General features: G+C 61.1%; 23 protein-coding genes and 1 pseudogene. 10 read left to right on the forward strand and 14 right to left on the reverse strand.

Annotated features, from left to right (window positions below; translation table 11 throughout):
* Positions 1-44: 44 nt before the first annotated feature.
* Positions 45-638, reverse strand: coding sequence for a GcrA family cell cycle regulator (locus tag ACOYQJ_RS11900; protein ID WP_422906237.1), 594 nt, complete (start codon positions 636-638; stop codon positions 45-47).
* A gap of 119 nt (positions 639-757) precedes the next feature.
* On the opposite strand from ACOYQJ_RS11900, the pseudogene ACOYQJ_RS11905 reads away from it, so the two are divergent.
* Positions 758-1,566, forward strand: a pseudogene (locus ACOYQJ_RS11905) (ABC transporter permease).
* Positions 1,567-1,641: 75 nt separating this feature from the next.
* Here ACOYQJ_RS11905 and urtE read toward each other — a convergent pair.
* From urtE to urtA, 5 genes are all read right to left on the reverse strand, one after another.
* Complete coding sequence (urtE, locus tag ACOYQJ_RS11910) at positions 1,642-2,337, reverse strand: urea ABC transporter ATP-binding subunit UrtE (RefSeq protein ID WP_422906238.1); 696 nt, start codon at positions 2,335-2,337, stop codon at positions 1,642-1,644.
* Between the two features lie 3 nt (positions 2,338-2,340).
* Positions 2,341-3,081 (reverse strand): urea ABC transporter ATP-binding protein UrtD, encoded by a 741-nt coding sequence (gene urtD / locus ACOYQJ_RS11915; protein ID WP_422906239.1) that lies wholly within the window; start codon positions 3,079-3,081, stop codon positions 2,341-2,343.
* Entirely contained in the window at positions 3,081-4,313 is a 1,233-nt protein-coding gene (urtC, locus tag ACOYQJ_RS11920; RefSeq protein ID WP_422906284.1) for an urea ABC transporter permease subunit UrtC, read from the reverse strand. Before urtC ends, urtD begins: the two co-directional genes overlap by 1 nt.
* Before the next feature lie 101 nt (positions 4,314-4,414).
* Positions 4,415-6,343: an urea ABC transporter permease subunit UrtB gene (gene urtB, locus ACOYQJ_RS11925; protein WP_422906240.1), complete on the reverse strand. Its 1,929-nt coding sequence runs from the start codon at positions 6,341-6,343 to the stop codon at positions 4,415-4,417.
* Positions 6,344-6,406: 63 nt separating this feature from the next.
* Positions 6,407-7,687: an urea ABC transporter substrate-binding protein gene (urtA, locus tag ACOYQJ_RS11930; RefSeq protein ID WP_422906241.1), complete on the reverse strand. Its 1,281-nt coding sequence runs from the start codon at positions 7,685-7,687 to the stop codon at positions 6,407-6,409.
* Positions 7,688-8,152: 465 nt separating this feature from the next.
* Here urtA and dapD point away from each other — a divergent pair, with 465 nt between their 5' ends.
* The 3 genes from dapD to ACOYQJ_RS11945 are packed head-to-tail and all read left to right on the forward strand — an operon-like array spanning position 8,153 to position 9,660.
* The gene (dapD, locus tag ACOYQJ_RS11935; protein ID WP_422906242.1) at positions 8,153-8,980 is read left to right on the forward strand and encodes a 2,3,4,5-tetrahydropyridine-2,6-dicarboxylate N-succinyltransferase; all 828 of its coding nucleotides are present in this window, start codon (positions 8,153-8,155) and stop codon (positions 8,978-8,980) included.
* Positions 8,980-9,318, forward strand: a complete 339-nt coding sequence (locus tag ACOYQJ_RS11940; RefSeq protein WP_422906243.1) for a hypothetical protein — start codon at positions 8,980-8,982, stop codon at positions 9,316-9,318. The genes dapD and ACOYQJ_RS11940 overlap by 1 nt, the downstream gene beginning before the upstream one ends.
* A 3-nt stretch (positions 9,319-9,321) precedes the next feature.
* Complete coding sequence (locus tag ACOYQJ_RS11945) at positions 9,322-9,660, forward strand: DUF8846 family protein (RefSeq protein ID WP_422906244.1); 339 nt, start codon at positions 9,322-9,324, stop codon at positions 9,658-9,660.
* Positions 9,661-9,672: 12 nt separating this feature from the next.
* Here the strand turns inward: ACOYQJ_RS11945 and ACOYQJ_RS11950 are convergent, their stop codons facing one another.
* Positions 9,673-10,746: a Hint domain-containing protein gene (locus tag ACOYQJ_RS11950; protein ID WP_422906245.1), complete on the reverse strand. Its 1,074-nt coding sequence runs from the start codon at positions 10,744-10,746 to the stop codon at positions 9,673-9,675.
* A 186-nt stretch (positions 10,747-10,932) separates the two neighbouring features.
* Here ACOYQJ_RS11950 and dapE point away from each other — a divergent pair, with 186 nt between their 5' ends.
* Genes dapE through rnr form a run of 4 tightly spaced genes read left to right on the forward strand, consistent with a single transcriptional unit; the run spans position 10,933 to position 15,231 of the window.
* A complete protein-coding gene (dapE, locus tag ACOYQJ_RS11955; RefSeq protein ID WP_422906246.1) occupies positions 10,933-12,078 on the forward strand; it encodes a succinyl-diaminopimelate desuccinylase in 1,146 nt (381 codons plus the stop codon).
* Complete coding sequence (locus ACOYQJ_RS11960) at positions 12,075-12,248, forward strand: hypothetical protein (protein WP_422906247.1); 174 nt, start codon at positions 12,075-12,077, stop codon at positions 12,246-12,248. Before dapE ends, ACOYQJ_RS11960 begins: the two co-directional genes overlap by 4 nt.
* A 20-nt stretch (positions 12,249-12,268) precedes the next feature.
* The gene (locus tag ACOYQJ_RS11965; protein ID WP_422906285.1) at positions 12,269-12,880 is read left to right on the forward strand and encodes a TIGR04282 family arsenosugar biosynthesis glycosyltransferase; all 612 of its coding nucleotides are present in this window, start codon (positions 12,269-12,271) and stop codon (positions 12,878-12,880) included.
* Between the two features lie 53 nt (positions 12,881-12,933).
* Positions 12,934-15,231: a ribonuclease R gene (gene rnr, locus ACOYQJ_RS11970; protein ID WP_422906248.1), complete on the forward strand. Its 2,298-nt coding sequence runs from the start codon at positions 12,934-12,936 to the stop codon at positions 15,229-15,231.
* Positions 15,232-15,233: 2 nt separating this feature from the next.
* Here rnr and ACOYQJ_RS11975 read toward each other — a convergent pair whose 3' ends face one another.
* Positions 15,234-15,509, reverse strand: a complete 276-nt coding sequence (locus ACOYQJ_RS11975; RefSeq protein WP_422906249.1) for a hypothetical protein — start codon at positions 15,507-15,509, stop codon at positions 15,234-15,236.
* A 57-nt stretch (positions 15,510-15,566) separates the two neighbouring features.
* On the opposite strand from ACOYQJ_RS11975, the gene ACOYQJ_RS11980 reads away from it, so the two are divergent.
* Positions 15,567-16,289 carry a helix-turn-helix transcriptional regulator gene (locus ACOYQJ_RS11980; RefSeq protein ID WP_422906250.1) on the forward strand — a complete coding sequence of 241 codons (723 nt, stop codon included), beginning with the start codon at positions 15,567-15,569 and terminating at the stop codon, positions 16,287-16,289.
* Here ACOYQJ_RS11980 and ACOYQJ_RS11985 read toward each other — a convergent pair.
* The 5 genes from ACOYQJ_RS11985 to gpmI all read right to left on the reverse strand — a co-directional run bounded on the left by ACOYQJ_RS11985 (position 16,286) and on the right by gpmI (position 21,263).
* Positions 16,286-16,729: a hypothetical protein gene (locus ACOYQJ_RS11985; protein ID WP_422906251.1), complete on the reverse strand. Its 444-nt coding sequence runs from the start codon at positions 16,727-16,729 to the stop codon at positions 16,286-16,288. The genes ACOYQJ_RS11980 and ACOYQJ_RS11985 overlap by 4 nt on opposite strands.
* Positions 16,726-17,211 carry an RNA pyrophosphohydrolase gene (locus ACOYQJ_RS11990; protein WP_422906252.1) on the reverse strand — a complete coding sequence of 162 codons (486 nt, stop codon included), beginning with the start codon at positions 17,209-17,211 and terminating at the stop codon, positions 16,726-16,728. The genes ACOYQJ_RS11985 and ACOYQJ_RS11990 overlap by 4 nt, the downstream gene beginning before the upstream one ends.
* Positions 17,212-17,287: 76 nt before the next feature.
* Entirely contained in the window at positions 17,288-18,628 is a 1,341-nt protein-coding gene (locus ACOYQJ_RS11995; RefSeq protein ID WP_422906253.1) for a S41 family peptidase, read from the reverse strand.
* Between the two features lie 8 nt (positions 18,629-18,636).
* Positions 18,637-19,758 (reverse strand): murein hydrolase activator EnvC family protein, encoded by a 1,122-nt coding sequence (locus ACOYQJ_RS12000; RefSeq protein WP_422906254.1) that lies wholly within the window; start codon positions 19,756-19,758, stop codon positions 18,637-18,639.
* A complete protein-coding gene (gpmI, locus tag ACOYQJ_RS12005; protein ID WP_422906255.1) occupies positions 19,755-21,263 on the reverse strand; it encodes a 2,3-bisphosphoglycerate-independent phosphoglycerate mutase in 1,509 nt (502 codons plus the stop codon). The genes ACOYQJ_RS12000 and gpmI overlap by 4 nt, the downstream gene beginning before the upstream one ends.
* Before the next feature lie 243 nt (positions 21,264-21,506).
* Here gpmI and ACOYQJ_RS12010 point away from each other — a divergent pair, with 243 nt between their 5' ends.
* Positions 21,507-22,274: a MipA/OmpV family protein gene (locus ACOYQJ_RS12010; protein WP_422906256.1), complete on the forward strand. Its 768-nt coding sequence runs from the start codon at positions 21,507-21,509 to the stop codon at positions 22,272-22,274.
* 60 nt (positions 22,275-22,334) lie between these two features.
* Here the strand turns inward: ACOYQJ_RS12010 and carB are convergent, their stop codons facing one another.
* Positions 22,335-25,667 carry a carbamoyl-phosphate synthase large subunit gene (carB, locus tag ACOYQJ_RS12015; RefSeq protein WP_422906257.1) on the reverse strand — a complete coding sequence of 1,111 codons (3,333 nt, stop codon included), beginning with the start codon at positions 25,665-25,667 and terminating at the stop codon, positions 22,335-22,337.
* Positions 25,668-25,867: the final 200 nt, after the last annotated feature.

Raw genomic sequence — 25,867 nt, forward strand, 5'->3', positions numbered from 1 at the left:
AAGGGCTGGCCTAGGCCAGCCCAATTTTCTTTGACCTGTCACCTTTAGCGGCGACGATCCCGACGCGATGACATCGGCTGGAACGCCACGCCGACATGCGCTTCGCAATAGGGTTTGCCCTGCTGTACGGGCAATCCGCAGAACCAGAAATCTTCAGTCGCCGGGTCGCCGACCGGCCATTTGCAGGTGCGCTCGGTCAATTCCATCAGATCCAGCCGCTTGGCCTTTTTCTCGACGGCGCTGACCTTGGCAAGCGCTTCGGGGCTGATCTCATTGGCCGAAGGCTGCGGCGGCAGGGGTTGGCCTGCGGGGATGATCTGCTTGCGGGCCGGGCTCATGGGCTGAGGCGCCGGAGCAGCCGCAACGGCAGGCTTGGGCTCGGGCTCGGGTTTGGGCTTGGCCTCCGCCTTCACGGGCTTGGGCTTGGCCTCGGGTTTGGCTTTGGGCTTGGCCTCCGGTTTTGCCGGCGCGGGGGCCGCAGCGCCGCCGCCTGCGCGGTTGGACAGGCCAAGGCGATGCACCTTGCCGATCACGGCATTGCGGGTGACCCCGCCAAGTTCTTTGGCGATCTGGCTTGCGGATTGGCCTTCGCCCCACATCTTCTTGAGCAGCTCGACGCGTTCATCGGTCCAGGACATGAGGTATTCCTACTGAAAAAAGCGGCGCCGCCATGCGGGCCGCCTGTCGTTTCCGGGTTCCCCCCTATTCTAATCATCACAAAGCAAGTTACAAGGCGCCGAACACCTAAGGAGGCCCCATGCCGCAGACTCAAAGTTATGCCCCCGGAACCCGGCGATTTGGACGGGTCAACTGGCTGGGGCTTTATACCCTCGCCCTACGCGAGATATTGCGGTTCGCGAACGTCTGGACACAAACCCTGCTTGCACCTTTGGTGACGGCGGGTCTGTTCATGTTGATCTTTTCAATTGCAATCGGGCCACGCCGGGGCGACGTGATGGGGGTGCCTTTCACCACTTTCATCGCACCCGGTATCCTGATGATGACCGTGATCCAGAACGCCTTTGCCAATACCTCCAGCTCTTTGGTCATCTCAAAGGTGCAGGGAAACATCGTCGATACGCTGATGCCGCCGCTGTCGGCGGGGGAAATGGTGCTGGGATACCTGGCAGGAGGCGTGGCGCGCGGCTTGTTTGTTGCGGTGGCGATCGGGTTGGCCTTGGCACTGGTGCTCGGGATCGTTCCGGCGCACCCGCTGGCCGCATTGGGTTTTGTGATCATGGGCGCAGCATTTTTGTCGGCACTTGGAATGATTGCCGGGATTTTCGCCAACAAATTCGATCAAATGGCGGCAATCACCAACTTCATCATCACCCCCTTGGCCTTTTTGTCCGGTACTTTCTATTCGGTCGAGGCGTTGCCGCCGGTGCTGTACCAGATCACCCATGTGAACCCTGTGTTCTATCTGATCGACGGGGTGCGCTGGGGATCATCGGGGTTTCGGACAGCAATCCACTGCTGGGATTTGCCATCTCACTGGGCGCCACCCTTGCAGTCTGCGCGCTGGCTTGGGCGATGTTCCGCAAAGGCTATCGGCTGAAAGCCTAGCGGTTCAGGGGGCGCTGCCCCCGTCCCTGCGGGACTCCCCCAGGGTATTTTTGACAAGATGAAGCGCGGCAGGCCTCAGATCGAGACGCTTTCCAGCAAAGCCTCGCGGTCTTGTTTGGGATTGGGTGTCTTGAAGCTGACCTGCCCGCGGTTCATGACAAAGACCTGATCGGCCAGCCCGACCGCAAAGTCGAAATACTGCTCAACCAGAATGATGGCGATTTCGCCCTCCTCGCGAAGCACTTCGATCACGCGGCCGATCTGTTTTATGATGCTGGGCTGGATGCCTTCGGTCGGCTCGTCCAGCAGGAGCACCTTGGGCCGGGTGATCAGGGCGCGGGCGATGGCAAGCTGCTGTTGCTGCCCCCCGGAGAGGTCGCCACCGCGCCGATGCAGGAATTCTTTGAGGATCGGGAAAAGGTCAAAAATTCGATCCGGGACATGATGCTCGCTACGCGGCAGGCAGGCAAAGCCGGTTTCGAGGTTTTCCATTACCGTCATCAGGGGAAAAACTTCGCGGCCCTGCGGGACATAGGCGATGCCAGCCTTGGCGGCTGAAAAACCCGTGGGATGGCCAAGGTCCTGACCATTCAGCGTGATCGTGCCGCCGGTGAACGGATGCCGCCCCGCAATCGCTTTGAGCAGCGAGGTCTTGCCCACGCCGTTGGTGCCCATGACGCCCGTCACCTGCCCCGGTTCCGCCGTCAGGGAAATGCCGTGGAGGATCTGGCTTTGGCCATAGCGAAGGGTGAGGTCTTGGATTTCCAGCATGGATCAGCGTCCCAGATAGACGTCAATGACGTCCTTGTTTTTGGTGACATGCTCAAGCGAGCCTTCGGCAAGAACCGAGCCTTCATGCAGAACGGTGACCTTGCAGTTCAGACGGCGGACAAATTCCATATCGTGTTCGACAACGACGACCGCATGTTTTTCCGCAAGGCGTTTGAGCAGGTCCGTGGTGTGTTCGCGCTCCGCCGGGGTCATGCCTGCAGCGGGCTCATCCACCAGCAAAAGCCGAGGCTCTTGCGCCAGTAGCATGCCGATTTCCAGCCACTGTTTCTGACCGTGTGACAGCTCGCCCGCAGGGCGCGTCAGATGATCGGAAAGCCCGATCTCGCTGGCGATCGCTTCGATCCGACCCGCACCTTTGGCGGACTTGCGATAGAGCAACACGTCGAAGGGGCCGCGCGGATTTTTCAGAGCCATGGCCAGATTTTCGCGCACGCTTTGCGCCTCGAACACCGTTGGTTTCTGGAACTTCCGGCCGATCCCGGCGCGGGCGATATGGGATTCGGACATCTTGAGCAGCGAGATGGATTTCTCGCCAAAGATGACGCGACCAGTGTCGGGCCGGGTCTTGCCGGTGATGATGTCCATGAAGGTTGTCTTACCGGCGCCGTTCGGGCCGATGATGGCGCGCATTTCCGGCTCACCGATCTGGAAGCTGAGGTTGTTGATGGCCTTGAAGCCGTCGAACGAGACCGAAACCCCGGACATTTCGAGAAGCGTTCCCATTATTCAGATCCCTCCTCAGCGCGTTTGGAGCCCTTGTCCGGGCCATAGTCGCCCTGACGGTCCGGTGTGCGGCGGATCATGATCATGTCGAACAGACCTCCGATCCCCTTGGGGGCAAAGAGAGTAACCAGAACAAAGCTGAGGCCAAGCAGCACGAGCCACCAGTCGGTCCAGTTGATCGTATAGAAACCAAGGTTGATGTCCGGCGCGCCTCCTCCTGTGAACCACGACGATAGAAGGGAGACAAACGCGGCGCCGATCGCCGCGCCATAAAGGCGCCCGCGTCCGCCGATGGCGACCCAGACGGCGAGGTAGATCGAGGCGATGGGCGCGATCTCGGCCGGGTTGATGATACCGGCCTGCGGATAATACAGCGCGCCAGCGATGCCCGCGACGATAGCGGTGACGGTAAAGACGAAGAGTTTGTAGCTTTCGACGTGGTAACCGAGAAAGCGCACGCGCGCTTCGTCATCGCGGATGCCGCGGATCACACTCCCCATCTTGCCCGACGTCACCCATGCGAAAAGAACATAGCCCAACCCAAGAGCCATCGCCGAGGCCCAGAAGAAAGCAATCGAGAGGGTCGCCTGAGAGGTTTCTTCGAAACCGGGGATATTTTGCAGACCGGACAGGCCGTTGTTGCCGCGCAGACCGCTGTCGTTCTGGAACAGGTACAGCGACAGGGCCAAGGTCATCGCCTGCGTCAGGATCGACAGGTAAACTCCGGTGACGCGACTGCGGAAGGCGAGCCAACCAAAGACAAGCGCTAGGAGGCCGGGGATGGCGACGACCATCAATAGTTGCAGAAACAGGCTGTCGGAAAAGGCCCAGATCATCGGAAAGTCGGAAGACCCCACGACGCCAAAGATCTGGTTGCCGATGGCGTCGCTGATTTCCTGCGTCGTCGGCGGGATGGCGGCGGCCGAGAGGCTTTGCTCAACAATGATCTCGGTGCGGGCGTACATCAGCCATTGGCCGATGGCGTAACCGCCGATGCCGAAAAAGGCCATGTGACCCAGCGAAAGAATGCCGCAATAGCCCCAAACCACATCCATGGCGATGGCGACAAGGCAAAGGCAAAGGGTCTTGCCCAGGGTCTTGACGAAGGAGGTGGATAGGAAATCAGAGCCGGTGGCTTCGGACAACAGGGTGACGCCAAACGTGAACAAGGCCAGAGCGAGCAGGAACCACAACACCGAGGGATTTTGGACGATAAAGCTTTTACGAGGGATTTCGCCGCGCTTTGCGCCGCGATCCGCTGGGGGCTCCGCCCCCAGACCCCCGGGATATTTCTGGACCGATGAAGCCATAAGCGCGCTTTCTGTTCTCTGTGTCATGCTTCAGCCGCGCGGCCTTTGAGAGCAACGATGCCCTTGGGCCGGAACTGGATGAAGAGGATGATGAAGAGGATCATGTAGGTTTGGGCAGCGAGGGTGTTCGAAGGGTTCAGGAACTCGATCCCCTTTTGCAGCGTGCCGATCATCGACGCCCCCGCGAGCGTGCCCCAGACATTGCCAACGCCGCCGACCACAACGGTCATGAAGCTTTGAACGATGTAATCCGCGCCCATTTCCGAGGTGACCTTGGCGTATAGGCCAATGGCGACCCCAGCGATCCCGGCGATGCCGGAGCCGAGTCCGAAAGTCAGCATGTTGATGCGGTCGGGGTTGATGCCCATCGAGGCGGCCATGCCGGGGTTTTGCGTCACGGCACGGACTTCGAGACCGAGGCGGGTCTTGTTCAGGATAAACAGGATCAGACCGAGGAAAATCAGCGCGAGCACGAAGATCGCGATGCGGATGTAACTGATCTGCACGACCTCGTTGACCACCAGCGCTCCGTCCAGCCAGCCGGGTGAGGTCAGAGGACGCGCCTGCGTGCCAAAGATGTTCTTGGCCAGTTGTTGCAAGGCAATCGATATGCCGAAGGTGGCGAGCAGCGTTTCCAGCGGGCGGTGGTAGAGCCAACGGATCACCAGACGTTCCATCGCCACGCCTGCTCCAAAGGTGACGGCAAAGGCCACCGGCAGGGCGACGATCAGCGACAGGGTGTAGTCGGGGATGAGCTGCTGCATGACATAACCAGTGTAGGCGCCCATCATGATGAATTCGCCATGCGCCATGTTGATCACTCCCATCACTCCGAAAGTGATGGCAAGTCCGATCGCCGCGAGAAAGTAGATAGAGGCCAGGGAGAGTGCATCCAGTGCAAGGTCAGCGGTCTGATTGAGGGCGACGTTTCGTTCGATACTGTCAAGAACGCGGGCGGCGGCGGCTGTGACCTCGGGGTCCTGCTCGGCATAGGTTTCAAAGAAGCTGTGTGCAGCAAGGATTTCAGCGGCCGCATCATCGGTGACTGTCGGCGGTACGAGCCCTTGATCCGCAAGGGCAGTGTAGGCCTCGAAGCGGCGCTCCAGCGTATCAAGGTCGTGCACTGGAATCCCCGCGACGGCCCCCCCAACGATATTGGCGGCCAGCGCCTCTTTGATGGCGGCATTGGAGATACGCGCGGTGGCAAGGCCTGCATCGACAAGGCGGCCGTAGGCTTCGACCTCGGTCAGGTCGGTGCCGGGCGTCAGGATGCGGGCAATATTTGCGTTTTCGGGAATCTCCGTCCCGACGCCAGCGCTGGTGGTCAGGATCTGGTTGAGCGTCGCGCGGGCTTCTACGCTGAGCCCGCCAGCAAGGTTTTCGATTGCCGCCACGCGAATCTTGGTCGTCTCGCCATAGCGGGCTTTGAGCATATCCACGACGCCCTGCTTGCGCAGCAAAATATCAGGGTCCGTTTCCCCGGCGAGAGAGGCTTCGAGCGGGGCAATCTGATCGCCACTCGGGGCGCGGGCAATCGCATCGAGCGCTTCGCGACGTTTGGCGCTATCGGGATCGGACAGTTGAAATTGGACCAGCGCGCCGCCAATGGCCTTGCGCACGCCGCCGTTGGGCTTGATCGCGTCAAGATCGGCATCGCCCAGATCAACCGCTTCGCCGCTGTCCACGTCCGTGACCGGATCGCCTTCGTAGTAGAACAGCCCGGTCGCCGTGTCCTGCACCACTTCGCGGGCTTGCCAACGCTCAAGGAACACCTGCACCTGAGGAAGCCCGGACAACATAAGATCGTTGATCACCACGCTGACCGTCTGGCGGCCCGGCTTGGCCACCTCATCGGCATGCTTTTGCAGAAGTGTCTGGAGTTCTTGCGCCTTGGCAGGGGCCGAAAGACCCGTCAGGACAAGCAGGAGAAAGGCGAAAAACGCGCGTAGCATGTAGGTCTTTCCGTAAAGGGTTGGGGCGCGCGAGGGAGAAGCGCGCGCCCCGGTCAGGTCAGATCAGTAGTTGGATTTGATCTGCACACAGGTCTCGGTTTCGGTGTTGTACATGCCGCAGCCGAGGTCTTTCCAATCGGACTTGAGAACCGCCGACTCCGGCAGGAAGTCGGTCCAGGCGTCGCCGGGAACCGGGTCGGTCTGGCTGATGATGTCAAACTGGCCATCCGCCTGAATTTCGCCGATCAAGACCGGCTTGGACAGGTGGTGGTTCGGAAGCATCACGGCGGTGCCGCCGGTCAGGTTCGGGAATTCCTGGCCGTACATGGCGGTACGAACAGCGTCGACTTCGGTGGTGCCAGCAGCGGTAACCGCGTTGGCCCACATGTTGAAGCCAATGTAGTGGGCTTCCATCGGGTCGTTGGTCACGCGGTCTTCGCCCATCTTGGCTTTCCACTTGGCAACCCATTCCTTGTTCGCCGGGGTGTCAGCGGACTGGAAGTAGTTCCATGCGGCGAGGTGCCCGACAAGGTTCGAGGTGTCGAGACCGGACAGTTCCTCTTCACCAACCGAGAAGGCCACAACCGGGATGTCGTCGGCGCTTACGTCAGCGGCAGCCAGTTCCTTGTAGAAACCGATGTTGGCGTCGCCGTTGATGGTCGAGATCACACCAACCTGCTTGCCGTCAGCGCCCAGCGCCACAACGTCAGAGACGATCGTTGCCCAGTCGGAGTGACCGAAGGGAGTGTAGTTCACGAAAATGTCTTCTTCGGCGATGCCCTTGGACTTCAGATAGCTTTCGAGGATGTTGTTCGTGGTGCGCGGATAAACATAGTCGGTGCCCAGCAGCGCGAATTTCTCGACGCCCAGTTCCTCGAGGAAGTAATCAACCGCAGGGATCGCCTGCTGGTTCGGCGCAGCGCCGGTGTAGAAAACGTTCTTTGAGCTTTCTTCACCCTCGTATTGCACCGGGTAGAACAGCAGGCCGTTCAGTTCTTCGATGACCGGCAGAACGGATTTGCGCGACACCGAGGTCCAGTTACCAAAGATCACGTCAACGTTGTGAACGGTCAGCAGCTCGCGCGCCTTTTCGGCGAAGAGCGGCCAATCCGAGGCCGGATCGACGACGACAGCTTCGAGTTCGCAGCCCAGCAGGCCGCCTTTGGCGTTCTGGTCTTCGACCAGCATTTCGATCGTGTCTTTCAGCGTGGTTTCAGAGATGGCCATCGTGCCGGACAGCGAATGCAGAACGCCAACTTTGATCGGGCAGTCCTGCGCCAGCGCCGAAGTGGCAGAAAGCAGCAGCGCAGCAGTCGGAAGAGCAGCGAGGAAAGAGGTTTTCATTTGGCAAAGGCCCCAAGTGTTGAGCGGCAGAGGCGGTTTACTCGATGCGGATCATGGCGCCGCTCAAACCGGTGACCGCTGCCGCGATCGGTGAATAGGTGCGAAGGAGTCCCAGATCGTCCCCCGCGTTTGCAGGCGCCGCATACTCGACGCGTTGCTGGGGCATTAAGGGCGCGAGAACGGGCGAGGCTCCCGATATTCTTGGCTGCGACGCAGCAATTCACGGAGACTTGCACAACTATTGTGCGCAATTTGGCATGATTGCCCGATATGTAGGCGCTAACCAAGGGTAAACTTCTGGATTACCAATCCTGATCTGCGCAATTTAAAGGCGAATTTCAGGGCAGATTCGCCCACATGCCCGTTCCGGCGGCATTCAAAGACTGGTTGAATGTCGAGAACGCCTTTCCATTGAAAGCCCTGGGGCTGTATAGGGCTGAAAACGTCATTCCGAGGGAGACTCATATGTCCAACGCACAGCTTGAAGCCGCCATCGAAGCCGCCTGGGAGGCCCGCGATACCATCACGCCGTCCACCGGCGGCGAAACCCGCGAAGCCATCGAGGATACTCTGAACGCTTTGGACAGCGGGTCGCTGCGCGTTGCCGAGCGTCAGGAAGATGGCAAATGGCATGTGAACCAATGGGCGAAAAAGGCCGTTTTGCTGGGCTTCCGCATCAAGGACATGGAGATCCACGACAACGGCCCGCAAGGCTCGGGCTGGTGGGACAAGGTCGACAGCAAGTTCAAAGGCTGGGGTGACAACCAGTGGAAGGCCGCGGGCTTTCGCGCCGTGCCGAACTGCGTCGTACGCAAGTCTGCTTATATCGCACCGGGCGTGGTGCTGATGCCGTCCTTTGTGAACCTTGGCGCCTATGTGGACAGCGGCACCATGGTCGACACATGGGCCACGGTTGGATCCTGCGCGCAGATCGGCAAGGGCGTGCATCTGTCGGGCGGCGTCGGTATCGGCGGCGTGTTGGAGCCGATGCAGGCCGGCCCGACCATCATCGAGGACAACTGCTTTATCGGGGCACGTTCCGAGGTGGTCGAGGGCTGCATCATCCGCGAAGGCTCGGTCCTTGGGATGGGGGTGTTCATCGGCCAGTCCACCAAGATCGTCGACCGCGAAACCGGCGAGGTCATGTATGGCGAAGTGCCGCCCTATTCGGTGGTCGTCGCAGGCTCCATGCCCTCGAAGAACGGGATTAATCTGTACTGCGCCGTGATCGTGAAGCGAGTAGATGAGCGCACACGCTCCAAGACTGGCATCAACGAGTTGCTGCGCGACTGATGCGCTGGCTTGTCCTGATCCTGAGCCTTGTGGCCTTGCCAGCCGTGGCGGGGCCATACGATGGTCTTTACAAACCGCAGGGGTCCAACTGGAATTGCCGCGATATAGGACAAGACGGCGGCGCGATTGCCGTGCGGGGCAATACCTTTGATGGCGTCGAGAGCCGCTGCGCCCTGAAAAACCCTGTCGCAGTGCGCGGGATGTCGGCGACTCTCTATGACGCCGAGTGTTCAGGCGAGGGCATGACCTATGGCTATCGCATGATGCTGTTGTCCAGCCCGCCCGGCCTGACCGTGATCAGCGAAGGCTACGCGAATTACCTTGAACCCTGCGAGTAAGCCATGAGCAACGAAAAGAAGCCCAAAAAGCCCAGCCGCCAGCAGGTCTTTACCCTGCTGGTCGAGGTTGGCCGCAAGGATGGTGACGGTTTGCCGGACAAAAGCACCGGCGCCGCTCTCATGTGCTATGCCTCGGGCGTCGATGAGGCTGAAGCGGTGCGCGAAACCGTGGCGATCCTCAAGCAGGCCGACATGGCGCCTTTGGACGTGACCGGTTATGGCACCGCCGACGAACGGCGCGCACAGGGCCACGAGATCGAGAAAGACGAAGAAGAGCTGATGGCGCGGGCGCTTGCGGAAAACTCTGTCATCGTCGCGCAGGTCAATCCATTCTTTGACTGAGACTGTGCGGTTTCAGGCCACCCGGGCCTCGGCCAGAGTGATCGCCTCGAAACTGCCAAGCACCTTCAGGCCAGCGCGCGCATGTTCGGGCAACAGCCCCCTTGGGCACTCCGCCAAAAGCGAGCGCGCGACATGGTCGTGACGTCGGCGCAGCCGCCCGATGTAAAGACTTTCCAATTCGGCCTCGGCGGCGATCACAGGCTCATGCCGCGGCAGCAAAAGCTGGTGATAGCGCACAAAGCGGTGGCCGGTTTCGTGCATCGCGGCAAAGCCGTTCACCAGGCTTTGCGCCGGGATCAGAACCGCTTCGCGCCCGAACAGGTATTCCACGTCCGACCCGCCAATGACCAGACGCTGCTGCGGCGCGACGATCAGATCCTTGTGCAACCCGAAATAGGGCGCCCGCAGCCGGATGGGCCGAAAAGCCCCCAGCGCAGGCACTAGGCGCGACACCCGGTGCAAAACCGGCACAACGCCGTGTTCGCGGGTCTTGACCGTGTCGCCGCATTGCAGGTCGGAAACCCGCCGATAACCCATCGGCGTGAGGACCTGAACCTGATCGGCCAGGGTCGGCATCGGGCCGATTGGCTCGATATCTGTCGAGACGGCGAAAAAGACCACGTCATCGTCCATCTCGCGCAATTGCGGGCGGCGGGCAATGGTATAGATATCCTCGACCAGCAAGGGCGGCGGTGGCGGCGTCTTCTGTTCCCTGACCTCATCGCTTTCGGGACGTTCGACCGCAATCCGCCCCTCGCGTTTTTCGGTATCCCAACTGAAGGTCACACGCAGCACATCGGTGCGGGCATCGTGCGGCGATTGCAGTACCGTGTGAAAGACATCGCCGTTTTGCGTCATCACCAGAACGATGCCCCCGCCCGGCAAGGCCCGGACCGAGATTGACCCATCCCAGGGATGGCGGCGCTCATAATGCAACAGGGTTTGCGGACGACCATCCGGCGACAGGCGCGTTTCCAACACGATGCTGCCGCGCGCCATAAGAGCGTCACGCGGCGCGTTGGCCTTGCCGAAAACCTCGGGGCAGACCCAGGACTGGCCGTCCCCGGATGTGGCAATCCAGCTCATGCTGGGAACCTTGTTACTGAAACCATCGACTTGCCGTTCGTGCCCCCGGGCTTTGCCGGGTGTTATTCTTGTTTGCCCACAAGTAACACGCGCCCACCCCCACGGCGAGAATAAAGACCCACGCCAGAGTTATTTGCCAAGCGCCCTGTTGCGCGGTAGCCATCGAACAACATTACGGAGAAACCCATGTCCGCCATTGATCCGGTCGATCTGACCGCCCGCCTTGTTCGCTGCCCCTCGGTCACCCCTGAAGAGGGCGGCGCGCTGGTCCTGTTGCAGGATCTGCTGGAAAGCGCCGGGTTTTCCTGCACCCGAGTGGATCGCGGCGAGGTCAGCAATCTCTTTGCCCGCTGGGGCGAGAAAGGCCACGCCAAGACCTTTGGCTTTAACGGGCATACGGATGTCGTACCCATCGGCAACCCCGAGGATTGGAGCTATGACCCGTTTGGCGCCGAGATCGACGACGGGTTTCTTTATGGGCGCGGATCGACCGACATGAAATCAGGCGTCGCGGCCTTTGCTGCGGCTGCCGTCGATTTCGTTCGCGAAACGCCCCCTGATGGCGCGGTGATCCTGACCATAACCGGCGACGAAGAGGGAGACGCGACCGACGGCACTGTGGCCTTGCTGGACTGGATGAAAAAGACGGGTGAGCAGATGGACGTCTGCCTAGTGGGCGAGCCGACCAGCCCCGATTTCATGGGCCAGATGATGAAGATCGGGCGGCGCGGATCGCTGTCCGCCTGGTTCACGGTGACCGGCACACAGGGGCATTCGGCCTATCCGCATCGCGCGCTGAACCCCATGCCCGCGATGGCTCGGCTGATGGACCGTTTGGCCAGCCACGAGTTGGATCGGGGCACCGAGCATTTTGATGCCTCGACGCTCGCGATTGTCACCATCGACACCGGCAATCCGGCAACAAATGTGATCCCTGCCGAAACGCGCGCCTGCGTCAACATCCGCTTTAACGATTCCCATAGCGGTGCTTCGCTGTCCCACTGGCTGCGGGCCGAGGCTGCAAAGGTAGACGAGGAATTTGGCACCAAGAGCTCTGTGAAGATCAAGATTTCGGGAGAAAGCTTTTTGACTCCGCCGGGGGCGTTGTCAGATCTGGTGTCCGCAGCGGTTGCCGCCGAGACAAATCAAGTGCCGGAAATGTCGACCACGGGCGGCACATCCGATGCGCGCTTTGTCAAAGATCATTGCCCGGTGGTCGAGTTCGGCCTCGTCGGCAAGCGGATGCATGCGGTCGATGAACGGGTCGAGGTGGCGCAGGTACACCAGTTGAAATCGATCTATGCGCGCATCCTGCGGGAGTATTTTGCTTGAGCCTCGAGATCACCGTGACCACGGATCTCTCGGCCAGCCATGCCGTCCGACACCACAATTTCCTTGAGGAACAGGGCCTTCCCGGACCAAAAAAGACGGGCTTTGGAGCCTTGGGCGCTTTCCATGACGATTGTGGCATACCAAACCGGGACATGCGGTGCCTGTCGTGAGGCAAAGCACCCTGATCGTCATGGTCAAAGAACCGCGTCCCGGGCGGGTCAAGACCCGGCTAGGGCGCGACATCGGATATACCGCCTCGGCTTGGTGGTTCAGGCATCAGACCCGCGCTCTGCTGCGGCGCATTCAAGACCCGCGCTGGTGCGTTGTGTTGGCGGTCTCGCCTGATCGCGAAGGGTTGCAAAGTCGTATCTGGCCGCCTGCACTGCCCCGAATTCCGCAAGGTGCAGGAAATTTGGGTGACCGGATGACGCGGATGATGCGCGCCGCCCCGCCCGGCCCGGTCTGCGTGATCGGCGCCGATGTGCCCGGCATTTCAAAAGCGGCCATCTGGCGGGCCTTTCTTGCGCTGGGGGGAAAAGACGCGGTTTTTGGCCCGGCGCTTGATGGCGGCTATTGGCTGGTCGGCGTCCGCAACTCCGCAGCCGTACCAAGCGGCCTTTTTGCCGGGGTGCGTTGGTCCACGCAGCACGCTTTGACAGATAGCGTCCGCTCGCTCGGCGGCTCCTCGGTGGCTTATGTGGATGAATTGCAAGATGTGGATACGATCGCGGATCTTGCGCGGATTGGGGGCGCTGCCCCCCGCGCCAAGGGCGCGTCCCCCGGGATATTTTCGGACCAGTGAAACACTGAAAGCCTGCGCGTGACGAAGTCTGCGGCGCATGTTAGAGCAGAATCATGAGCAAGCACCCCAGCAAAGCAGATATCCTTGAATGGATTTCCGCGAACCCGACCCTGACCTCCAAGCGAGACATCGCCAAAGCCTTTGGGATCAAAGGCGCGGCGCGGATCGACCTCAAGCGCGTTTTGAAAGAGCTTGAGCATGAGGGCCATCTGGAAAAGCGCAAAAAGACCTATCGCGATCCAGATCGCTTGCCCCCGGTCAGCGTCTTGCAGGTGCAAGAGGCGAACTCTGACGGCGATCTGTATGCCAAGCCGCTGGAATGGCACGGCGAGGGTGTGGAGCCGATTGTGCTGCTGATCCCGCGGGCCAGCGATCCGGCCCTGGGCGAGGGCGACCGTATTCTGGCGCGGCTTCAGGTGGTGCACGAAGAGGACCACAATTACGAAGCGCGCCTGATCCGCCGTATCGGCGCCAGCCCGCGCAAAGTGATCGGGATCTTTCGCAAAGGCGCGGAAGGTGGGCGGATTCTGCCGATCGACAAAGGGGCGGACAACGAATGGTCGGTTGCCTCCGACGCGACCGGAGGCGCCAAGGATGGCGAGCTGGTCGAGGCCGAGCAGGCCGGCCCCAAGGGCCGCATGGGTCTTCCGCGCGCCCGCATCACCTTGCGTCTTGGGGATCCCACGGAACCCAAGGCAGTCTCGCTGATCGCGATCCACCAGCACGGCATTCCCGACGATTTTCCACCCGAGGTCTTGGCCGAGGCCGACGCGATGAAGCCTGCCGGGCTGAAGGGGCGCACCGATTTGCGGGACCTGCCGCTGATCACCATTGATCCTTATGACGCGCGCGATCATGACGACGCAGTCTTTGCCGAGGCAGATGATGATCCGAAAAACAAGGGCGGTCATATCATCTGGGTCGCCATCGCCGACGTGGCGCATTACGTGCGTTCGGGCAGCATATTGGACGACGAAGCCAGAAAGCGCGGCAACTCCAGCTATTTCCCGGACCGCGTGGTGCCAATGCTGCCGGATCGGCTGTCGGGCGATTTGTGTTCCCTGCACGAAGGGGTGCCGCGCGCCTGTATCGCCGTGCGCATGCGGATCAACGCCGAGGGTGACAAGCTGGACCAGCGCTTTGTGCGCGGCCTTATGCGCTCGCCCGCGTCGCTGAATTACCAAGAGGTGCAGGCCGCCCAGAATGGTGAGCCGAATGACAAGACAGGGCCACTGCTTGACCCGGTGATCCGCCCGCTTTTCGCCGCTTACGAGGCTTTGAAACTGGCACGGGCGCGGCGGCAACCGCTGGATCTGGACCTGCCGGAACGCAAGGTGGTTCTGAGCGAAGACGGCAAGGTGCAATCGGTCGATTTCACCGAACGGCTGGAGGCGCATAAGCTGATCGAGGAATGCATGATCCTCGCCAACGTTTCGGCCGCCGAAACACTGGTTGCCAAAAAGACGCCTCTACTGTTCCGGGTGCATGAAGAGCCGCCCATGGACAAGCTCGAAACGCTGCGCGACACCGCCCATGCGGCGGGGCTGACGCTGGCCAAGGGGCAGGTGCTCAAAACCTCGCACCTCAACCGGTTGCTGCATCAGGCGGCGGGCACGGACGAGGCCGAACTGATCAATATGGCGACCCTGCGCAGCATGACGCAGGCCTATTACAGCCCCAAGAACTTTGGCCATTTCGGACTGGCACTGCAGAATTACGCACATTTCACCTCGCCGATCCGGCGGTATTCCGATCTGGTCGTCCACCGCGCGCTGATCACCGCGCACGGCTGGGGCGACGATGGCCTGACACCCGGCGAGATTGACCGGCTGGAGCAGACCGCCCAGCACATCAGCGACACCGAACGCCGGTCGATGATGGCCGAGCGCGACACGACCGATCGCTATCTGGCGGCCTTTCTGTCGGATCGTATCGGGGCTGAGTTCACCGGGCGCGTGTCCGGCATCGCGCGCTTTGGCGTCTTTGTGAAGCTGGACGAAACCGGCGCCGATGGGCTGATCCCGATTGGCACGCTGGGGCGCGAATATTTCCAGTTCGATCAGGAAAGTGCGACATTGATGGGCAGCGATACCGGGCGGATCATCGGCCTTGGCATGCGCGCTCGGGTCAAACTTGTCGAAGCGGCGCCCGTGACCGGCGGGATTGCCTTTGAATTGCTGGAACTGGACGACGAAGGCTATGACAGCGTTCCGGGCGGGCGTGGACCACGAGGCCGTGGTCGCGGACGCGGCAAAGGTGGGCCCTCGCCGCGCAGAAAAGCGGCGAAGGCCAAGAAAAAGGACGTCAAGACCAAGCGCAAGGTCACGCGGCAGCGGCGCTCCAAAGGCTAGGATCAGGGCAAAGCACAGCGCGGATCAAGATCGCCGAACCGATAGGCCCGCTGTTCGATCAGCCAGCGCAGGAGCATGTTCTCGTCGCGATCACCCGGATCACAGTTCGTAGCGCCGGCAATTCGCCCAATGGTCCGGCTTTGGGGCGGGCTGTCTTGCTGCCAATCTGGCCCGGCAAGCTTCAAATGGATCCTCGCCTCGACACAAAACGGGCTGGGTTCGGTCAGGGCGGGGAAAAGGTGATCAGGGTCAGCTAAGCTGCCCAGAGTGTCCGCCACCCTGACCCAAGAGAAATACTGTCAATTTCTGTCAGCAGCAGGCAATATGCTGCAGATATGTCCAGAACCCATCGCCTGTTCCAATTGATGAGCGCCCTGCGCCGCCTGCCCCCTCCGGCCACCGCCCGGCAACTGGCCGAAGAAACCGGCGTGTCCGAGCGAACGCTGTATCGAGATATCGACGCACTGCGGGGCATCGGCGCGGTGATCGACGGAGAAGCGGGCTTTGGCTATACCTTGATCGAAGACGCCCATCTGCCGCCGCTTGGCTTCCATGACGAAGAGCTAGAGGCGCTTGTTCTGGGGTTGCGCGAAGTGCGCGCCGTGGGCGATCCGGCACTTGCACAGGCGGCCGAAACGGCCCTTGCGAAATTGCGGGCGCGGTTGCCGCAATCGCAGGCGCATCGCCTGCAACATGCGGTTTTGAACGCCCACCGCTTTTTCCCTCCGCCCAAACCGACAATCGACACGCGGGTGTTGCGTCAGGCTTGCTGGGAAGAAAGGGTCGTGGGGTTCGACTATTCCGACAAATCGGGCCACTTTACGAGGCGCGAGGTCAAACCGCTGTCGATCGTCTTTTTTCAAAGCAGCCATTGCCTGTTGGCATGGTGCCTTTTGCGCCAGGACTTCAGGGCTTTCCGGCTGGACCGCATGGACCGGCTTGAGCCATCCGAGCAATCCTTCCGCCCGCAAAGGGTGCCGCTGTTGCGGGACTATATGGCCCAACTCAAGGCGGAAAAGGCGAGACTTGACGCGGAGGGCGCGCCCAGTTGGGACTAAGGGCAAGCGCCACGCATACAGGCCTCGACCGCATTCAGATCGGCCTTTTGAGGGCGCGGAAACAGCAAGCCGCCGCATGGCGCGGCAAAGGCGACATAGCGACGGCCCTCTTTGCGCAGGAAAGCCATGTAAGACTGCCCATTGCGCGCGCCGCCGCATATTCTTCCAGAACAGCTGATCCGTAAAATGATGGGACGTTCAAAATCCTGTTTGAACCCGCGCGCAGTCAAAAGACGCCCTTTCAGGCTGGCCGGGACATCCGCATTGGCATGGGCTGGCAGGCGACTGTCATCAAGGCTGAGGCGACCGTAGACCACCATCCACTCGGCCTTGTCGGTGCTGGCAAACTCAAACGCCCGCACCGGATCAGGTGTTTCACAGCTCAGCGCCCAGACCGGCGCGGCCGCGAGCATCGCCAGCATTGCCAACAGGGCTTTCACAGCTTGCCCCGAAACGCCGCGATAACCTGTTCATAGACCCCGCGCTTGAACGGCACGATCTGCTGCAGCACTTCGTCCGCATCCATCCAGCGCCATTCCGAGAACTCCTGATGATCGTCCGCGTCGATCCGCACCTGATCATCTGTGCCGTGGAACCGCAGCAAGAACCACTTTTGTTCCTGCCCCTTGTAACGCCCCTTCCAGATGCGCGGGACGATGTCGTGCGGCAGGTCATAGGCAATCCAGCCCTCGGTCTCGGCCTCGAGTGTCACCAGATCGGGGGACACGCCGGTTTCCTCAAGCAATTCGCGCAGTGCGGCGGCCCTTGGCTCTTCTCCTTCGTCGATCCCGCCCTGCGGCATTTGCCAAGCGGGCAGCTCGCTGTCGAAGCGTTGGCCGACAAAGGCGTGACCCTGCGCGTTGACCAACATCACCCCGACATTCTGGCGATAGGGCAGTTTGGCGATTTCTTCCGGCTTCATGCGACGTTGTTCCCTCATCCAAAAGCAATAGGGCGAGGCCCCGCCCCGCCCTATCACAAACCTCAATTCAAGGCGATTACTTGTCGACGTTCAGCGCCGCCATCCCGTGCAGGATGTCGATGGCATAGGCCAGCTGATAGTCTTCCAGACGCAACTTGGCGGCGGCCTCGGCCTTGGCCTGATCTGCCTTGATCTGTTCAATCTCATCCTCGGTCAAGGAGTCGTTGTCGAGACGCCCGCGCAGGTCAGCCTCGGACCGCGAGAAGCGATTGACGGCGGTGTTTTCCTCTTCCGGCGCTTCAGGGCGACGCGGCGGTTGATCCACCACGATATCCGGCGAAACACCCAGCGCCTGGATCGAACGGCCGGAGGGGGTGTAATACCGCGCGGTCGTCAGGCGCATCATGCCATCGCCCCGCAGCGGCATTACCGTCTGAACCGAGCCTTTGCCAAAGCTCTTGGTGCCGACGACAATCGCGCGGCGATGATCCTGCAGCGCACCGGCCACGATCTCGGAGGCCGAGGCCGAGCCGCCGTTAATCAGCACAACCAGCGGCTTGCCCATCGCAAGGTCACCAGGGGTCGCGTTGAACCGGTCGCCATCCGCCGGATCGCGGCCACGGGTGGATACAATCTCGCCAGCATCAAGGAAGGCATCCGACACTTTGATTGCCTGCGTCAGCAGACCGCCGGGGTTGTTGCGCAGGTCAAGGACAAACCCATCGACCTTGTCTATGCCGCCCGCCGCTTCGAGTTCCTTGGCGATGCCATCCGACAGGTTGGGGAAGGTCTGGTCGTTGAAGGTGCTGACCCGCAGGACAACCGTGTTGTTCTCCAGTCGCGATCGCACGGCCGTCAACTTGATGGTGTCGCGGGTGATGCTGACGTCAAACGGCTCTTCCTCGCCTTCGCGCACCACAGTGATGACGATTTCGCTGCCCACCGGCCCGCGCATCATGTCCACCGCTTCGTCCAGCGTCAGGCCCAAAACGGATTCGCCGTCGACGTGGGTGATGAAGTCGCCCGATTCCATGCCTGCTTCGTCGGCGGGGGTTCCGTCGATTGGCGAGACAACTTTGACAAAGCCATCCTCTTGCGTGACCTCGATGCCGAGTCCGCCAAATTCGCCGCGGGTCTGCACTTGCATATCTTCGGCGTCGTCTGGCGGCAGATAGTTGGAATGCGGGTCAAGCGAAGTCAGCATGCCATTGATGGCGGCTTCGATCAGATCGGCCTCATCGACCTCTTCGACGTATTGCGCGCGGATCCGTTCAAAAATGTCGCCAAACAGGTCAAGTTGCTCATAGACATTCGTCGGTCGGTTGCTTTCTTGTGCCAGCAGAGGGCCGACAAATTGCGTGGTTGCAAGCACCGAGGCCAGCGCGCCGCCACATGCGGCCATCACGAATTTCTTCATATCCAATATTATCCCTTGTCGGTTGCGAACCACGTCAGCGGATCGACAGGCGCATTGCCTTCTCTCACTTCTATATAGAGCGTTTCCGAACGCTCTGCGCCACCCCTTTCACCAGAAGGTGAAAGGATATCCCCATTTTCAACAGCCTCCCCGCCCATCAGCCCTACCGGGCTTCCTGCGGGCAGCACTTGCCCCGCCTTTCCGTAAACTTCTGAAAGGCCTGCAATAACGAAGAGCAAATCAGCTTGAGGTTCAAGAATGGTTACCAAGCCATAGTCCAGTAGCGGTCCGTTGTAGCGGATCGTCGCAGCGGTCGGAGAGGTCACCAGCGCCTTGGGCTGGGTGGCCAGAACGATGCCTGGGCGGCTTACTCCGGCCGCATCGCTTTCCCCGGCCCGTCGTAGCACAACGCCGCGCACAGGCAGCGGCAGACTGCCCTTTTGCCCGGCGATCCGCGGCAGGTTCTGGGGTGTCTCGTCTTCGGCGATCTGGCTGAGGCCGCTGGCGAACCCCTGCAAGGTCTCGGTCGAGGCGATCAGGATTTCGGTGCGGATCGGATCTTCGGTAAAGCGGCGGGGCAGATCCGTGCGGTCTGCGATGGCCTGGCTCAATTCGGTTCGGGCGGCCTGCACGCCTGCCAACCCTTCCTTGAGCGTGTCTGCAGCGCTTTGCTGCAACTCCCGCAAGGCGGTGACTTCTTTCAGGTCGGACCGCAGCTGCTCTGCTTTCTGGGCCAAACCCGGTGTGACTGCCGCGACCAGCATGCCCGACCGCGCTGTGCCCAACGGCCCCTGCGGGTGCAATAAAGTTTGCGGCTGCACCTGCCCGCCCAGCGCACTGAGCACGCCCAGAAGCTGCGAAACCTCGCCCTCCTGCGCTGACAGTTTGCGGCTGAGTTCAGTCTCGCGGATCGCTGCCGCCCGAAGCCCCTGACGCATGGCCGCCAGCCCGTCCTCATAGGCGCGCACGGTGTCGGTCAGAGCCGCAACCCTGTCACGGGCGCTTTCGGCCTTGTCCAGCTGGACTGAGGCCGCCTCCAGTGCGTCGGCGGCGGCCTGCGCGGCGTCCCCAGCACTTTGTGCGAGGACAGGCCCGGTCATAAGCGCGAAAAGAAGGCAGAGGCGCTTCACGAGATCAGGCTTTCCCCGGTCATTTCCTTGGGTTGCTCCAGCCCCATCAGTTCCAGCAAGGTCGGCGCGACATCGGCCAGACGCCCGCTTTTCAGGTTGGCGCCCTCGGGTCCGCCAAACAGGATCACCGGAACCGGGTTCGTTGTATGGGCCGTATGCGGGCCGCCCGTAACCGGATCAACCATGGTTTCGCAATTGCCGTGATCCGCGATAATCAGAATCGCGCCACCATGCTTTTGCAGCCGTGCCACAACCTGCCCCAGTCCCTCATCGACCGCCTCGCAAGCCTTCATCGCCGCCTGCAAATCCCCTGTATGGCCAACCATATCCGGGTTGGCATAGTTCACGACGATCAGGTCATAGTCGTGGTCAATCGCCCCAAGGAAATGCTCGGTCACTTCGTCCGCACTCATCTCGGGCTGCATGTCATAGGTCGCGACCTTGGGCGATTTCGGCATGAAGCGGTCTTCGTTTTCCTCGGGTGTTTCCTTGCCGCCGTTCAGGAAAAAGGTCACATGCGGATACTTTTCCGTTTCGGCCAAGCGAAACTGGGTCTTGCCATGTTTCGCGACCCATTCGCCCAGAGTATTGACGATTGTCTGCTTGGGATAGGCGGTGGTCATATAGGCATTATGCGCTTTGGAATAATCCACCATCCCAAGAAAGCCGCTGAGCTTCACCCTGTCGCGCTGAAACCCATCAAAATCCGGATCACCAATCGCCGCCAGAATCTCGCGTGCGCGGTCGGCGCGGAAGTTCAGGCAGAAAAAGCCGTCCCCCGCCTGCACCCCGGCATAATCGCCAATCACGGTGGCGGGCAGGAATTCGTCGGTCTTGTCGTCAGCATAGCTTTGCTCGACCGCCTTGATCGCGGTATCGGCCTTGGCCCCCTGCCCGAGGATCATCGCGTCGTAAGCGGTTTGCACCCTTTCCCACCGGTTGTCACGATCCATGGCGTAGTAGCGCCCGATCACCGTGCCGATTGTCGCGGTTTCCGGCAGGCTGCCAGCGAGGTCCGCAATGAACCCATCCGCCGACTGCGGCGCCACATCGCGCCCGTCTGTGATCGCGTGCACAACAACCGGAACACCGTGATCCGTGATCGCCTTAACGGCGGCCTTGATGTGAGAGATATGCCCATGCACCCCGCCGTCCGAGACGACGCCCATCAAATGGGCCGACCCGCCAGCGGCTTTGACATTGGCTGCGAATTCTTTGATCGCCGCGTTGTCGAAAAAAGACCCATCCTCGATCGCCAGATCAATCTGCCCAAGGTCCATCGCCACAACCCGGCCCGCGCCGATGTTGGTATGCCCGACCTCGCTGTTGCCCATCTGCCCGCTCGGCAGGCCGACATCCGGGCCGTGAGTAATCAAGGAGGCATGCGGGCAATTTGCAATGAGCCAGTCCATCGTGGGCGTATTGGCCAGCGCTGGAGCGTTCGCCTCGGTCTCCTCGCGGAGGCCCCAGCCGTCGAGAATTGTCAGGATGACGGGTTTGGTCATGGGGTTCGCCTGTGCAATGAGAGTCATTTTCAGGGCAGATGTATCAGCGTCACGTGTTAGCGTCCAGAAACCGCGCGACATTGTTGCTTGAATGGCGCAATACTCAGAGGAAATCCGCTGAATTGGAAATTCCTCGCGCCCTTCGAGTGGAAAAGCAACTCAGCGCGTCTAAATCACTGGCAATTGGAACCGCCGCCGCCTTCGGCGTTGCCCTTCTGACCACCTTTTACTGGAGCATCCAGAATGAACGCTTTCTCTGCCTCGCCCGCATCCCGCTGCACAGCACTTGCGGCGCTGGCACTGGCGGTCGCGCCCCTTCCTGCCGCCGCACAAGAGCGCGTTGCGCAGTTCGAACTCGGACTTGGGGTCAAGGCAGCCCCGGCCTACGAAGGTTCGGACGAATACAAGGCCGGGCCAAGCTTGGGCGGAAGTCTGGATGCGCTTTCCATCGGATCGATCAACATCCAGCCCGGTGATGATCTGGGCTTCGGCATTGCGCCCTCCTTCCGCTATCTGTCGGAACGCACCGCCTCGGACCACAAGATCCTCACCGGCATCAACGACGTTGACGCCGCATTCGAGCTGGGCGCCAAGGTGTCCTATCGTTGGCAGGGCACCGAGGTTTTCGCCGCGATGCGTCGGGGTGTGACCGGGCATGACGGCATCGTTCTTGATCTGGGCGCGGATGCGATCCTGCAACCCGCCGAGCGGACCACGGTACGGATCGGTCCGCGTGTGTCACTGGCCAATGAAGCCTATATGGATACCTATTTCTCGGTTCCCGGCACGGCGACAAACCTTGCCCCCTATGATGCCGACGGCGGTGTGAAGTCCTATGGGCTCGAGATGACCGTGCGCCAGGATTTGTCTGACACATGGGCCATCGAAGGATCGCTGGGCTATGATCGTCTCAGCGGGCAGGCGGGCGACTCGCCCATCGCCAAGGCCGGCAGCCGCGATCAGGGAACCATCGGAATCATGCTGATCCGCAAGTTCAACCTGCGGTTCTGAAGCCAAAAGAAAGCCGCCCGCCTTTTCAGGGGCGGGCGGCTTTTTCTTTTGTCGCTGGGGTCACCCTTGCAGCGACTTCACCACCAACTCGCCTTCTTCCCGGGCCTTGATGGCCAGCGCGGCTGCGTGTGCGCCCGCCGCGGTCGTGAAGTAAGGGATCTTGTCATACAAAGCGACCGAGCGGATTTCACGGCTGTCTTCGACCGCAGCCGCGCCTTCGGTTGTGTTCAGCACCAGTTGGATGCCGCCGTCTTTCATGACGTCCACGATGTTCGGACGGCCTTCGTAGACCTTTTTCACGCGCTCACAGGTGATGCCGTGGCCTTCAAAGAAATCTGCGGTGCCACCAGTTGCCACAACCTTGAAACCGAGGTCTGACAGGACCTGCGCTGCTTCGACCATCTCGGGCGTCTTGTCGTCATCCTTGATCGAAAAGAACACCGCCCCTTCGCTTGGCAGCAGGTTGCCCGCGCCCAGCTGCGCCTTGAGGAAGGCGCGCGGGAAAGAACGATCCCATCCCATGACTTCGCCGGTCGAACGCATTTCAGGGCCAAGGATGGTATCGACGCCGGGGAAGCGGGCAAAGGGCAGAACCGCCTCTTTCACCGAGAACCACGGCATGTTCGGATCGGCCAGCGTCATAGGGTCAGCCATCGGCACATCGGTGTCATAGTCGGTGTCCACCGCATAACCTTGGCGCAGCGGGAAGGCCGAGAGCTTTTCCCCCGCCATCAGACGCGCAGCGATCGAGGCGATGGCGCTGTCCGTGGCCTTTGCGACAAAGGGCACGGTGCGCGAAGCGCGGGGGTTGACCTCAATCAGGTAAATCTCGCCGTCTTTGATGGCGAACTGGACGTTCATCAGGCCAACCACGTTCAGCGCGCGGGCCAAGGCAACGGTCTGCTCCTTGATGCGATCCAGCACCTCGGCGTCAAGCGAATAGGGCGGCAGCGAGCAGGCACTGTCGCCCGAGTGAACGCCCGCCTCTTCGATGTGCTGCATGATGCCCGCGACATGCACGTCCTCACCGTCACAAAGCGCGTCCACGTCCAGCTCGACAGCGCCGGAAAGATAACTGTCCAGCAGCACGGGGCTGTCGCCGGAAACGACCACCGCCTCGGCGATGTAACGGCGCAGGTGGTCCATGTCGCGGACGATTTCCATGGCGCGGCCACCCAGCACGTAAGACGGGCGTATCACCAGCGGGAAGCCGATGTCCTCGGCGATGTCCAGCGCCTGCGCGTCGGTGCTGGCGATGCCGTTTTTCGGCTGCTTGAGGCCCAGCTGGTTGACCAGCGCCTGGAACCGCTCGCGGTCTTCGGCAAGGTCGATGGCGTCGGGCGTAGTGCCAAGGATCGGAATACCCTCAGCCTCCAGTGCATTGGCCAGCTTTAGCGGGGTCTGGCCGCCGAATTGCACGATCACACCGTGCAGCGTGCCGTTCTCCAGCTCGACACGCAGGATCTCCATGACGTGTTCAAAGGTCAGAGGTTCGAAATACAACCGGTCCGAGGTGTCATAGTCGGTCGACACCGTTTCCGGGTTGCAGTTGATCATGATGGTTTCATAACCCTGATCCGCCAGCGCAAAGCAGGCGTGACAGCAGCAGTAATCAAACTCGATCCCTTGTCCGATGCGGTTTGGACCACCACCCAGAACAACCACCTTCTTGCGGTCCGACGGGCGGGCTTCGCATTCTACCTCGCCCATCATGGGTTGTTCGTAGGTGGAATACATATAAGGGGTCTGGGCCTCGAACTCGGCGGCGCAGGTGTCGATGCGTTTGAAGACGGCATTGACGCCCAGCGCCTGACGACGCTTGCGCACATCCTTTTCGGAAAAGCCGGTCAGCTTGGCGAGGCGGGCGTCGGTAAAGCCCATCATCTTCAGGTCGCGCACGCCTGCTTCATCGCTGGGCAGGCCATCGGCCTTGATCTTGGCTTCGGTTTCGACGATTTCGCGGATACGGGCCAGGAACCAGGGGTCGAACATGGTGACGCCGTGGATTTCCTCGTCGCTCAGACCGTGGCGCATGGCCTGCGCTATGGTGCGCATCCGGTCCGGAGTTTGTTCGCCAATGGCTTTGATCACGGCCGCCTTGTCGGGGGCGCCGGGGATCTCCACTTCGTCAAAGCCCGTCAGGCCGGATTCCATCGACGCCAGCGCCTTTTGCATCGACTCGTGGATGGTGCGGCCGATGGCCATGGCCTCGCCCACGGACTTCATCGCGGTGGTCAGGTGGGGCTTGGAGCCGGGAAACTTCTCGAAGGCGAACTTCGGGATCTTGGTGACAACATAGTCGATGGTCGGTTCAAAGGAGGCTGGGGTCACCTTTGTGATGTCATTGTCCAGTTCGTCCAGCGTGTAGCCGACGGCCAGCTTCGCGGCGATCTTGGCAATCGGGAAGCCGGTGGCCTTGGACGCAAGCGCAGAGGAGCGCGAGACGCGCGGATTCATTTCGATCACGACCATGCGGCCGTTGTCGGGGTTCACCGCCCATTGCACGTTGGAACCGCCGGTTTCGACACCGATCTCGCGCAGCACGGCGATCGAGCCATTGCGCATGATCTGGTATTCCTTGTCGGTCAGGGTCAGCGCAGGGGCGACAGTGATGCTGTCGCCGGTATGCACCCCCATGGGATCGACGTTTTCGATGGCGCAGACGATGATGGCGTTGTCGGCTTTGTCGCGGACAACCTCCATCTCGAATTCTTTCCAGCCCAGCAGGCTTTCGTCGACAAGAATCTGACCCACCGGCGATGCATCCATGCCGGTGCGGCAGAAATGGATGTAATCTTCGCGGTTGTAAGCCACGCCGCCCCCGGTGCCACCAAGGGTAAAGGCGGGGCGGATGATCGCAGGCAGGCCCACATATTCCAGCGTTTCGAGCGCAATCGCCACGCCAGCCTCAAGATCGAACTTGCCTTTGGCATTTCTCGGAGCGGTGACGATTGTCGCCTTGGGGTTTTCCAGCCCGATGCGGTCCATCGCCTCGCGGAACAGCTTGCGGTCTTCGGCCATTTCGATGGCTTCGCGTTTGGCCCCGATCATCTCGACGCCATATTTTTTCAACACTCCCATTTCCTCAAGCTCGAGCGAAGTGTTGAGGCCCGTCTGACCGCCCATGGTGGGCAGAAGCGCGTCGGGGCGCTCCTTCTCGATGATCTTGGCGACGACCTCGGGAGTGATCGGTTCGATGTAGGTGGCATCGGCGAGGCCCGGGTCGGTCATGATCGTTGCCGGGTTCGAGTTGACGAGGATGACCCGGTAGCCTTCTTCGCGCAGAGCCTTGCAGGCTTGGGCGCCGGAGTAGTCGAATTCGCAGGCCTGCCCGATCACAATGGGCCCCGCGCCGATAATCATGATGGATTTGATGTCGGTACGTTTGGGCATGGGATGACCTCGTTTGGCGGCAAAGTGGCGGCATGGGGCTACGGGCCGGTGACTCGCGTCCTGCCCGCAAATTGTTGCGGGTTATAGACATGGGACGGGTGGGTTCAAGTCCCTTCGGACATGCGAGAAGGGGCCCTGCCCCCGCGCCTGCGGCGCTCCCCCGAGGTATTTTGGGCCCAAAGAAACCATGGGGGGCGTAA

This window comes from Pacificoceanicola algae, from assembly GCF_049341065.1.
GTDB lineage: Bacteria > Pseudomonadota > Alphaproteobacteria > Rhodobacterales > Rhodobacteraceae > Pacificoceanicola.

Bases quoted from the DNA above. Each gene is read 5' to 3' on its own strand.
- ACOYQJ_RS11990 (WP_422906252.1), bottom strand. From the start codon at position 17,211: ATGAAGCCGGAAGAAATCGCCAAACTGCCCTATCGCCAGAATGTCGGG.
- carB (WP_422906257.1), bottom strand. From the start codon at position 25,667: ATGCCCAAACGTACCGACATCAAATCCATCATGATTATCGGCGCGGGG.
- urtE (WP_422906238.1), bottom strand. From the start codon at position 2,337: ATGCTGGAAATCCAAGACCTCACCCTTCGCTATGGCCAAAGCCAGATC.
- ACOYQJ_RS11995 (WP_422906253.1), bottom strand. From the start codon at position 18,628: ATGAAGAAATTCGTGATGGCCGCATGTGGCGGCGCGCTGGCCTCGGTG.
- gpmI (WP_422906255.1), bottom strand. From the start codon at position 21,263: ATGACCAAACCCGTCATCCTGACAATTCTCGACGGCTGGGGCCTCCGC.
- ACOYQJ_RS11945 (WP_422906244.1), top strand. From the start codon at position 9,322: ATGAGCAACGAAAAGAAGCCCAAAAAGCCCAGCCGCCAGCAGGTCTTT.
- ACOYQJ_RS11950 (WP_422906245.1), bottom strand. From the start codon at position 10,746: ATGAGCTGGATTGCCACATCCGGGGACGGCCAGTCCTGGGTCTGCCCC.
- ACOYQJ_RS11980 (WP_422906250.1), top strand. From the start codon at position 15,567: ATGTCCAGAACCCATCGCCTGTTCCAATTGATGAGCGCCCTGCGCCGC.
- urtA (WP_422906241.1), bottom strand. From the start codon at position 7,687: ATGAAAACCTCTTTCCTCGCTGCTCTTCCGACTGCTGCGCTGCTGCTT.
- dapD (WP_422906242.1), top strand. From the start codon at position 8,153: ATGTCCAACGCACAGCTTGAAGCCGCCATCGAAGCCGCCTGGGAGGCC.
- urtB (WP_422906240.1), bottom strand. From the start codon at position 6,343: ATGCTACGCGCGTTTTTCGCCTTTCTCCTGCTTGTCCTGACGGGTCTT.
- ACOYQJ_RS11940 (WP_422906243.1), top strand. From the start codon at position 8,980: ATGCGCTGGCTTGTCCTGATCCTGAGCCTTGTGGCCTTGCCAGCCGTG.
- ACOYQJ_RS11965 (WP_422906285.1), top strand. From the start codon at position 12,269: ATGGTCAAAGAACCGCGTCCCGGGCGGGTCAAGACCCGGCTAGGGCGC.
- rnr (WP_422906248.1), top strand. From the start codon at position 12,934: ATGAGCAAGCACCCCAGCAAAGCAGATATCCTTGAATGGATTTCCGCG.
- ACOYQJ_RS12010 (WP_422906256.1), top strand. From the start codon at position 21,507: ATGAACGCTTTCTCTGCCTCGCCCGCATCCCGCTGCACAGCACTTGCG.
- dapE (WP_422906246.1), top strand. From the start codon at position 10,933: ATGTCCGCCATTGATCCGGTCGATCTGACCGCCCGCCTTGTTCGCTGC.
- ACOYQJ_RS11900 (WP_422906237.1), bottom strand. From the start codon at position 638: ATGTCCTGGACCGATGAACGCGTCGAGCTGCTCAAGAAGATGTGGGGC.
- urtD (WP_422906239.1), bottom strand. From the start codon at position 3,081: ATGGGAACGCTTCTCGAAATGTCCGGGGTTTCGGTCTCGTTCGACGGC.